Below are 10,209 nucleotides of genomic sequence, written 5' to 3' on the forward strand. Positions count from 1 at the left end.
ATGGAACGGCGGACGGAGACCCAGGCTCTCCCACGGGCTTGGTGTCCCAAAGGTGCAACGGTCTTCCATCCGCCACCGCAACAGGCAGTACTACGCCAATAGCGGGTAAAGGGAAGTTACAAAGGTGCCGGGCGGATGAGGGGCTGCTCTCGCCGAGCAATTTCATTCATGCTGATAGGCGTCCAAAACGGCACGGCCGCCGGAGAACCGACGGCCGCTAAGAATTTGGTGATGAAACGCCGATTGTCCCCGCGCCGTTTAAGCGGCGCGGCGACCCTGATGCATGGCCGGAGCAATGTTTTCGCCACTGACGCGGAAGCCGCGGATGAGATCGATCAGCTCGTCGGTGTCGGTGGCCAGCGTTTCCGCCGAGGCCGTGGTCTCCTCGGCCATGGCGGCGTTCTGCTGGGTGGCGGCGTCGAGCTGGTTCATCGACGACGAGATCGAGCGCAGCGTTGTGTCCTGTTCGGAGGCGCTGTGGGCGATCTTGGCGACGATCTCGTTGGCAGCCTTGATCTGGTCGGAGATGCGCTTCAGCGCCTCGCCAGCCTCGCCGACCAGTCGGACGCCATGGTCGACCTGGCTGGAAGAACGAGCAATCTGGTCCTTGATCTCCTTGGCCGCAGCGGCGGAACGCTGGGCAAGTTCGCGGACTTCCTGGGCGACGACCGCAAAACCCTTGCCGGATTCGCCGGCGCGGGCCGCCTCGACGCCGGCATTCAGCGCCAAAAGGTTGGTCTGGAAGGCGATCTCGTCGATGACGCCGATGATCTTGGTGATCTCCGAGGACGACTTCTCGATGCCGCTCATCGCTTCGATCGCCTGGGTGACGATCGCATCGCTGTGGGTGGCTTCGGTGCTGACCGAATGGACACGTTTGCTCGCCTCATGGGCGCCGTCGGCCGTCTGGCGGACGGCGACGGTGAGTTCGTCGAGGGCCGCCGAGGTTTCCTCGAGGCTTGCCGCCTGGCGCTCGGTGCGCTGCGACAATTCGTTGGAGGCGCGGCGGATCTCTTCCTTGCTGGTGCCGATATCGGTACCCTTGGCGCTGACCTTGGCCATGGCGGCTTCGAGATGCGACAATGCATCGTTGAAGTTGTCGCGAAGGGCGGCATATTTCTGGCCGAGATCGGCGCAGCGGACGGTGAGATCGCCACGCGCAATCATCTCCAGCGCCTGGCCGATCGTCGTCACCACCCGGGCCTGGAGCGTCGCTTCGTCCTGTTGCTGGCGCAGGTTGTTCTCGCGCTCGTTTTCCAGCGCCAGCTGCTGGGCCGCCTCGCGATCCGACATCGCATGGCGTTCCCTGATCTTTTCTTGCAGCGACTGCGTCGCCTTGGCCATCATCCCGACTTCGTTGTTCATGCCGGTATGCGGAATGGCGATGGAAACGTCCTCTTCGGCCACCGCCTTCAGGGCGGCATGGACGCTGTTGAGAGGGCTCGAAATGCCGCGGATGACGACATAAGCGGCCAAAATAGCAAGGAAGAACAGTATGATGCTGCCGGACAAAGCGGTCAGGATCGTGCTGTTGATCTGGGCATCGAGATCTTCCATGTAGACGCCGGTGACGACGACGACCTTCCAAGGGTCGAAGGCCAGTGCATAGGCCGTCTTACGAAAATCGCCAGCCGGCTGACCCGGTTTGGCTGTGGAATAATATTCGACGAGACCGCCACCCTGCTGCCCGAGCCTGACCAGCTCTTCGCGATAGAGCTTGCCCTTGCTGTCCGGCTGGCCCTTGTTGATCTGCCCGACTTTCGAGGCATCGAAGTGGAACATCATCTGGATGTCGTAGCTATAGCCGAAGAAATAGCCATCGGGATCGTATTTCATTGCATTGACGGTGGCGTAGGCCTGCTTCTGGGCGTCCTCAAGCGTCATTTCGCCCGCGGTGACCTTGGCCTGGTAAAGCTTGAGAACAGAGACCGCCGACTGAACTTCGGAACGGAGCATGTCATAGCGCTCCTTGTAGATCGCATCGACCGAGGAGCGGATCTGCAGGGACGTGGCGATCGCGAAGGCGATCATCAGGCCGATGACCAGCAATATGAGCTGCTTCGATATTTTGAGATTTTTCATGAATCCTCGCAACGGGAATGGTGGGGCATTCCGGTGCGGTCTTCTACCGCTTGTGCGAGCGCGCCCAAGAAGACGACGCGTCTACCGCTGCTAAAAACAACATGCTGCGACCGGTGAGTAACAATTGAGGCTTATCCGATAAGAAAGCTTTAATTTTACTGTTTACGACGCGAATTCCCTAAAAATCTGGGGGCACCGACAAAGCAGAACCGCCGGACGTTCATCCGGCGGTCTGCAAGGGCCGAAATCCGCGCCCATTTTTCCGCATATGTTCCAAAACAGGAATGCACCCTCGCTTCTCTTCGAGGATGCATCCGGTCCACCGAAGTGGAACCCCAAGCGATCGAAACCTTGATCAGGCAGGGGCAGGGAACTTTCGTCTTTACGCAATTCCGGACGTTAAAACCGAAGTTGCTTTAAAAACGCATCTTGAATTCGGAAACGTTAAGCGTCGCCGGTTGTTCCGCCATGCCGGCGGCAACGGGCTTGGTGTCGCTTCCGATGACGGCTGCGGTCGTCGCGCTCATATCGATGCCATCGGCAGGCGGGGTCGGCGGCATGGCCGCAATGATCGCTTCCGGGGTCGCCTTGCTGACGAAGACTACGGGTGAGCCGCCCATCCAGCCTTCGGTGCGATAGATCTTCTTTTCGCCGCCGACATCGCGGACTTCACTGGCCTGGAGGACGCCGGGCTTAAGTTCCGGCACCTTATAGTCCTTCTTGACGAGTTCGGCCTGCAGCGGCGGGCAATTGACACAGGTTTCGGTGACGATGCTGCCGTCAGCGTGCGGCGCGGTCTTGCCGATCACCTCGATCGAGGACGCCATCGCCGAACCTGCCATCAGCAGGATTGCCGCACCGAGGAAAATCTGACGCATCAACGCACCTCCGTCTCACTGTGAGAGCGGTATAGCGCAGCTTTGTTTCCATCCCGTCAGGGGAAAGGGTAAAAATTTAAAGAACGCCGCGGTTTATACTTTGTCCGAGCCCGTTTCGCGCTCGATCGCCCGCCAGCCGATGTCGCGCCGGCAAAAGCCGTTTTCCCACCTCACCCGGTCGAGCAGCGCGTAGGCGCGGTCCTTGGCGTCGGCCACCGTGCCGCCCGAGGCGGTGACGTTCAGCACGCGGCCGCCGGTCGCAACCAGCGCGCCGTCCTTGAGACCCGTGCCGGCATGAAACACCTTCTCGCCCTCGCCTGCCTCGGGCACGGAGAGGATGGGCGTATTCTTCGCGTAGGCGCCGGGATAGCCTTTGGAGGCCATGACCACTGTCAGCGCCGGATCGTCATTCCATTCCGCCTTCAGCTGATCGAGCGTGCCGTTGGCGGTGGCAAGCAGCAGCGGCAGCAGATCGCTCTTCAACCGCATCATCATCACCTGGCATTCGGGATCGCCGAAGCGGACATTGTATTCGATGAGTTCCGGCCCCTTCCTGGTGATCATCAGCCCGGCGAAAAACACGCCGGAGAAGGGATGACCGCTCTCAGCCATGCCGCGGATCGTGGGCTCGATGATCTCCTTCATGGTGCGCTCGACCATTTCGGCAGTCATGACAGGCGCCGGCGAATAGGCGCCCATGCCGCCGGTATTGACGCCGGTATCGCCCTCGCCCACCCGCTTGTGATCCTGGGCGGTTGCGAGCGGCAGCGCGTTCTTCCCGTCGCAGAGGCAGAAGAAGCTTGCCTCCTCGCCATCGAGATAGGCTTCGACGACGACTTCGGCGCCGGCTTCGCCAAAGGCGCCCTCGAAGCAGTCGTCGACGGCCGCCAAGGCTTCATCCAGAGTCATCGCAACCGTCACGCCCTTGCCGGCGGCAAGGCCGTCAGCCTTGACGACGATCGGCACGCCTTCAGCGCGGATATAGGCTTTGGCCTTCGGCCCATTGTTGAAGCGCTGGTAGGCGCCCGTCGGAATGCCGTAGCGGGCGCAGATATCCTTGGTGAAGCCCTTCGAGCCCTCGAGTTGGGCGGCGGCGGCGGAGGGGCCGAAGACCGTCAGACCGTCGGCGCGCAGCCGGTCGGCAAGGCCGGCGACCAGCGGCGCTTCCGGGCCGACGACGACGAAATCGATCGCCTTCTCTCGGCAGAAAGCGGCGACTGCTTCATGATCCTCGATATTCAAGGGCACGAGGATGGCGTGTTCGCCTATGCCGGGATTGCCGGGTGCGGCGTAGAATTCCGTCATCAACGGCGATTGCGCCAGCTTCCAGGCGAGCGCATGCTCGCGTCCGCCCGATCCGATCAACAGAACCTTCATGCGCCACCCTTTCCTTTTGCCTCTGGCGGTTAAGGGCCAAGGGCCGAAAGGTCAAGCGGGAAAGCTTACCAGCCGCCGCCCCCACCGCCTCCGCCACCCCCGCCGGACGAACCGCCGCCGGAAAAACCGGAGGACGAACTCGAGGGCGGCGGCGCAGGGATCGTCGAGGCGATGGTCGAGGCCATCGACGAGGAAAAGCCGCCGATGCGCTCGGAAAAGCTGCCGCTGTTGAAATTGCCGGAATACCAGGCGGGCGCATAGGCGGCAGCCGCACCGGCCGCGGCGGCTGCAAGCCAGGTCTCGAAGGTGCGCGACCAGGGTTTTTCGACCCCAAGCGCCACGGCATAAGGCAGCAGCGTCTCGAAATGCCGCGGCGACATTTGCGGGGCGCCCGCCGTGTTCATCCGGTCTTTCTCGGCCAGCGTCAAATATTGGCGCAAGCCGTCTATGCCATCCATCATCTTGGCGCCGAGCGGGGTCGGCGCGCTCATGATGAAGAAATAGAGGATGTTCAAAAGCACGATGCCGCCGACGGCAAAGAGCATCGGCGTTTCATGCAGTTCCACCAGCGACGAGGCAAGCGCCATAACGACGACCGCAAGAATGCTGATGCCGACGAAAACGCCGACCGCGGTGGCGATGATGGCGATGATCTTGCCGAACAGCGACGTGCCGCGATGCAGCGACCTGACGAGGGCGGCAGCGAACACGGCAACAAAAACCGCGATGGCGGTCGGGATCAGCATCAGCGCGATCGTCTCCGGTTCCAGCGAGCCAAAGACGAACAGCGCCACCAGGGCGGCGGCGCTGAGCGCGATGCCGCCTGCGGTATAACCGAGGTTGGAATTGTAATATTTGCCGCGGTGCTCCTTCTCGATCGCCGAACGGAAGGCCTGGCCGACGGATTTGACCCGCTCGCCATTGGCCTTGTCGATCGCCAGTGTCGAACCCGCACCGCCGGCAACCTTCAGCAATTCGATTTCGCCGGCCTGGAATTTCTCCTTGCCGAGCGCTTTACCGGTACCTTGGATGACGATTGAATTCTTCAGGTCTTCGAGCTTGACGTAACCGCGGACGGCAAGATTGAGCGCCGTGGCCGACAGCGCGGTCCAGCCCTCGCCGGAGAAGCCCTTATTGTCGATGTAGTTGACCAGCGCCGGCGAGATGCCATCAGGTGCGTCCCAGCGCGGCACGACGACGCCGCGGGCGGGATCGCGGCCGACTTTCAGCCAGGACCAGGTGTAATAGGCGAAAACCAGGATCAGACCGCCGAAGCCGATGAAATAATTACGGTTGTCCTTCAGCCACCATGTGCTTTCCATATCCGCGCTCGGCGGATCGATCGACCCTTTCGGCATGCGGATCGCGAAAGTCAGGCCCTCATTGGCGTCAAGCGGCGCGGTCGTTGCAAAGACCAGGCCGGCGCCGGTCTCGTCGACGCTGGCGTTCTTTCCCGTCCCGCCCTGAGGGCCGGTAAAGAAGACCGTGTCGGTGGCGGTAACACCCGGCGGCAGCGTCACCGTCGCCGTGGCCGAGCGGATCGGGAAGATCCAGCCATTGCCGGTGACGTTCCAGTAGAGTTCGGCATGATCGTCGAAATAGCGGATCTGGCGGTTGGTCCGGTAGGTGAAGACATAACGATGACGACCCGGCGTCACCCTCACGTCGGCAGAACCGGCATAGATGCGGATGCCGCCCGAAATCGATTCGGTATGCCAGGGCTCATCCGCGCCGTCGCGCTGCACCGAGACCATATTGAAATCGACGCTGCGGCGACGCTCTGCGGCATCGGTGAAGTAGAGCGGGAAATCACGAAAGATGCCGTGATTGATCTGGTTACCCTCGGCATCGACGGTGATCGTTTCCGTCACCGTCATCGCGCCGCTCTTTTCGAGTACGATGTCGGAGGCGAAACTGTCGATGACCTCGGCGGCAAAGGCCGCCGGAGCAGCGAACATCAACAGCAGTGCAAAACAAAACCCGAAAAACCGACGCCCCATCCCTGTCTCCCCGCCGGCAGCCTCGGCTGCACGTTACCTCAATCTTTGTCCTGATATGTCACGCCGAGGGCGGCGAGCGTCCGCCAATAGGCGGGGAAGGTCTTGCCGACGCAATCGGGATCGAGAATGGTGATGCCGTCGATCTTCAGCCCGGCGAGCGCGAAACTCATGGCGATACGGTGATCGGCAAAGCTGTCGATCTCGGCCGGAAGACGCTGTCCTGCAAGTGCGGGATCGGACTTTACGATCAGATCGTCGCCCTCTTCGCGGGCAAGCCCCGGAACGATACCGTTGAGGCCGGTCGAGAGCGCCCGGATACGATCGCATTCCTTGACGCGCAGGTTGGCGATGCCGACGAAGCGAACCGGCGTCTCGTTGAAGGCGGCAAGCACCGCAAGCGTCGGGACGGCATCCTGCATCTGCGAGCCGTCGATCTCCGCCGGCAGCTGCGGAAAACGGGCGATCATGTCGTAGGCGCGCGCATCCGGCTGCGAAAAGGCGTCGGAGGGAACGCCGAGATCGATCGCGCCGCCGGTCAGGACCTCGGCGGCCCAGAGGTAGGTGGCAGCCGAGGCATCGGGCTCGACGATGAAGTCGGCGGCGCGGTAGCCGGTCGGCTCGACGCGCCAGGTGACGGCGCTGGTCTTTTCGACCTTGGCGCCGAAGGCTTTCATCGCCGCCGTGGTCAGATCGATATAACCGAGCGCGCCGATATCCTCGCCGACCAGTTCGATATCGACCGGCCGGTCGCCGCCGGCCGCCATCATCAGCAGCGCCGAGACATACTGGCTGGACAGACCGCCATCGATGCGGATGCGGTCGGCCTGGAAGCGGCCGGTGCCTTTGACGGTGACCGGCGGGCAGCCGGTTTCGGCGCTCGCATCGATGCCGAGGGTGCGCATCGCCTCGACCAGCGGGCCGATCGGGCGCTTGCGCATATGTTCGTCGCCATCGACGATCACCGTGCCGTCGACCAGGGCGGCCGCGGCCGTCAGGAAGCGCGTCGCCGTGCCGGCATTGCCGAGGAAGAGCGGCGCTTTCGGCGGCAGCAGCCTGCCGCTGCCGGTAACGAGGAAGCTGGTATCATCGGGCTCGTCGATCACAACACCCATGGCGCGCAGCGCATCGGCCATATAGCGCGTATCGTCGCTCTTCAGCGCACCGGTCAGCCGGCTCGTGCCCTTGGCGAGGCCGGCGAGCAGCAGCGCGCGATTGGTGATCGACTTCGAGCCCGGCGGCATGGCGCGGCCCGAAAGCGGCTTGCCCGGCGGGATGATCGTGAGTTTGGCTGTGCGTGTCATGCTGAGTCTTCCGTCCATGGGGCGAGCCTTATCGGCCGCAGTCTGCCCCTGCTCTTAATCGCTTTTTCGCAAAGGCAAAATGCCGGATCGTCAGAATTTCACGCTGGGAACGGCGCGGTCGGTCTCGTTGGTGATTTCGAAATATTCCCGCTTGGCAAAACCGAATTGGCCGGCGACGAGATTGGAGGGGAAGCTTTCGACCTTGACGTTCAGGTCGCGGGCGGCACCGTTGTAATACCGCCGCGCCATCTGCAGCTCGCCTTCCATGGTTTCCAGCGAGGCCTGCAGCTCGGCAAAATTCTGGTTGGCCTTGAGATCGGGATAGGCTTCGGCGAGCGCGATGACCCGCCCGAGCGCTTGGCCAAGCAGGCCTTCCGCCTGCGCCCTGCCGGCAACATCGCCTGATGGCACGGCCTGCGCCTTGTTGCGAAGCGAAACCACCTCTTCGAGCGTGGTCTTTTCATGGGCGGCATAACCCTTGACCGTCTCGATCAGGTTCGGGATCAGATCGGCACGGCGCTTCAGCTGCACGTCGATGCCCGACCAGGCTTCCTCCGCCATCTGCCGGGAGCGAACCAGGCCGTTGTAGATAAAGACGACGTAGAGCACGACCAGAACGATGACGCCAAGTGCAATATACATCGCGAATCCCCCGCAGCGAAGTAATGTCCGGGCGGAGACTACGCAGGTTTCCCGGTTGCCGTCAAACGCCGATATCTTCGAGGATTCGGGCCATCGTGTGCTCCGGCGAAAGGCCTGTCGTGTCGATTTCGACGGTGCGTTCAGCCAGTCCGCGCAGCAGTTTATAGTTTGCCCGCAACCGTTGCAGCGTTGCCGTATCCGTCAGCTTGAGCGCCTCGGACCGACCGGGAGAGGCAAGGCGCCTGGCATTCTCTTCCGGCGCACAATCGATCAGGATCGCCACAAGATTAACGCCTCTTGCGGCAGCCAGATCGCGATACCAGGAGAAGACCGCACTATCATCTGCGTCATCCGAGAGCGCATCGGTGAAGACGAAGCTTTCGGCCGGGTCGGCGCGCACGGCATGGTCGAAAAACGCCTGGCGGATCTGCCCGCGCAGCGATGCGTGCAACGGATCGCTGCGGGAGAACAGAGCCTCGGCCGGATTGAGCAGCGTGTGATTGTCGATGAGCCGCGCGCCGAGCCTTTCAGCCAGCAAACGGCCGACAGTCAGCTTCCCAGTGCCTGGCCAGCCGTTGATATGGACGATACGGCTGGCAGGCTTTTGCGTCACGCCGCCTCTTTCGACAGGTTGATGCCGCCAGCGTCGGTCAGCAGGAAGGCTTCGCCGCAGGCCTTGGCGAGGGTGCGCACGCGCAGGATATAGCTCTGGCGCTCGGTGACGGAGATGACGCCGCGGGCGTCGAGCAGGTTGAAGACGTGGCTGGCCTTGATGCACTGGTCATAGGCCGGGAAGACGCATTTGTGCAGGCGCTGGTTGGCGTTGTCGGCAGGCGCGCCGGCATCGAGCAGCGCCCGGCATTCCTTCTCGGCATCGACGAAGTGGCGATGCAGCATCTCGGTATTGGCGAATTCGAAATTGTGGCGAGAGTATTCCTGCTCGGCCTGCAGGAAGACATCGCCATAGCTGATCTTCTCATCACCTTCGCGGCCGTTGAAGTTCAGGTCGTAGACATTGTCGACACCCTGGACATACATGGCGAGGCGTTCGAGGCCATAGGTCAGTTCGCCAGCGACCGGCGAGCATTCGATGCCGCAGACCTGCTGGAAATAGGTGAACTGCGACACTTCCATGCCGTCGCACCAGCATTCCCAGCCGAGCCCCCAGGCGCCGAGCGTCGGGCTTTCCCAGTCGTCCTCGACGAAGCGGATATCGTGCAGCAGCGGATCGAGACCAATCGCCGAAAGCGATCCGAGATAAAGCTCCTGCAGATTCGCAGGGTTCGGCTTCAGGATGACCTGATACTGGTAATAATGCTGCAGCCGGTTCGGGTTTTCGCCGTAGCGGCCATCGGATGGGCGCCGCGACGGCTGGACGTAGGCGGCCTTCCACGGCTTGGGGCCGAGGGCGCGCAGCGTTGTGGCGGGGTGGAAGGTGCCGGCGCCGACTTCCATGTCGTAGGGCTGCAGCACCGCGCAACCCTTGTCCGCCCAATAGTTATGCAGGGTCAGGATCAGCGCCTGGAAGGAGCGCTTCGGGTTCATATGGTCTGGCATAGCTGACATGAAACGGCACCGATTGCTTAGGGATTATCGGCGTGACAGGTGCCATGGAGGGCGGCAGGGGTCAAGAGTTTTGCGCGGGTGGCGAACGCTGTGTGGAGAGAGCCTCTGCCCCTCACCCTAACACTCTCCCCGTAAACGGGGCGAGGGGACCTGCCCTGCGAGAAGCCAGCGAGGGACGGAGACGTTGCGGCATATCCCCTTCGCCCCGTTTGCGGGGAAAAGGTGGCGGCAGCCGGATGAGCGACTATCTGGGCTGTCAAGTTGCATGTTCGAATTCTCTTCGCGCATCTCGTGCTTTTGCATTGAGAATGACCAGGAGTTTTCGGGCGAGCGCGATGCGGATGACCATTTTCGGTTTGCCCT

8 protein-coding genes and 1 pseudogene are annotated in these 10,209 nt (G+C 62.2%); all 9 read right to left on the reverse strand.

Features of this window, described 5'->3' with window-relative positions:
- Positions 1-258: 258 nt before the first annotated feature.
- Positions 259-2,082 (reverse strand): methyl-accepting chemotaxis protein, encoded by a 1,824-nt coding sequence (locus HJB84_RS33145; protein WP_221117950.1) that lies wholly within the window; start codon positions 2,080-2,082, stop codon positions 259-261.
- Positions 2,083-2,498: 416 nt separating this feature from the next.
- Entirely contained in the window at positions 2,499-2,960 is a 462-nt protein-coding gene (locus HJB84_RS33150) for a plant virulence effector HPE1-like domain-containing protein (RefSeq protein WP_207583152.1), read from the reverse strand.
- 93 nt (positions 2,961-3,053) lie between these two features.
- Positions 3,054-4,337, reverse strand: coding sequence for a phosphoribosylamine--glycine ligase (purD, locus tag HJB84_RS33155; protein ID WP_207583151.1), 1,284 nt, complete (start codon positions 4,335-4,337; stop codon positions 3,054-3,056).
- 65 nt (positions 4,338-4,402) lie between these two features.
- Positions 4,403-6,337, reverse strand: coding sequence for a DUF2207 domain-containing protein (locus HJB84_RS33160; protein WP_221117951.1), 1,935 nt, complete (start codon positions 6,335-6,337; stop codon positions 4,403-4,405).
- Between the two features lie 38 nt (positions 6,338-6,375).
- Complete coding sequence (locus HJB84_RS33165; protein WP_221117952.1) at positions 6,376-7,638, reverse strand: 3-phosphoshikimate 1-carboxyvinyltransferase; 1,263 nt, start codon at positions 7,636-7,638, stop codon at positions 6,376-6,378.
- A 90-nt stretch (positions 7,639-7,728) separates the two neighbouring features.
- Positions 7,729-8,280 (reverse strand): LemA family protein, encoded by a 552-nt coding sequence (locus HJB84_RS33170; protein ID WP_207583148.1) that lies wholly within the window; start codon positions 8,278-8,280, stop codon positions 7,729-7,731.
- A gap of 61 nt (positions 8,281-8,341) precedes the next feature.
- A complete protein-coding gene (locus HJB84_RS33175; RefSeq protein ID WP_221117953.1) occupies positions 8,342-8,893 on the reverse strand; it encodes an AAA family ATPase in 552 nt (183 codons plus the stop codon).
- Entirely contained in the window at positions 8,890-9,846 is a 957-nt protein-coding gene (locus HJB84_RS33180; protein ID WP_207583146.1) for a glycine--tRNA ligase subunit alpha, read from the reverse strand. The genes HJB84_RS33175 and HJB84_RS33180 overlap by 4 nt, the downstream gene beginning before the upstream one ends.
- 256 nt (positions 9,847-10,102) lie before the next feature.
- A pseudogene (locus tag HJB84_RS33185) lies at positions 10,103-10,209 on the reverse strand (IS110 family transposase); the annotation flags it as partial.

It is taken from the genome of Rhizobium sp. NZLR1b (assembly GCF_019685155.1).
Classification (GTDB): Bacteria; Pseudomonadota; Alphaproteobacteria; order Rhizobiales; family Rhizobiaceae; genus Rhizobium.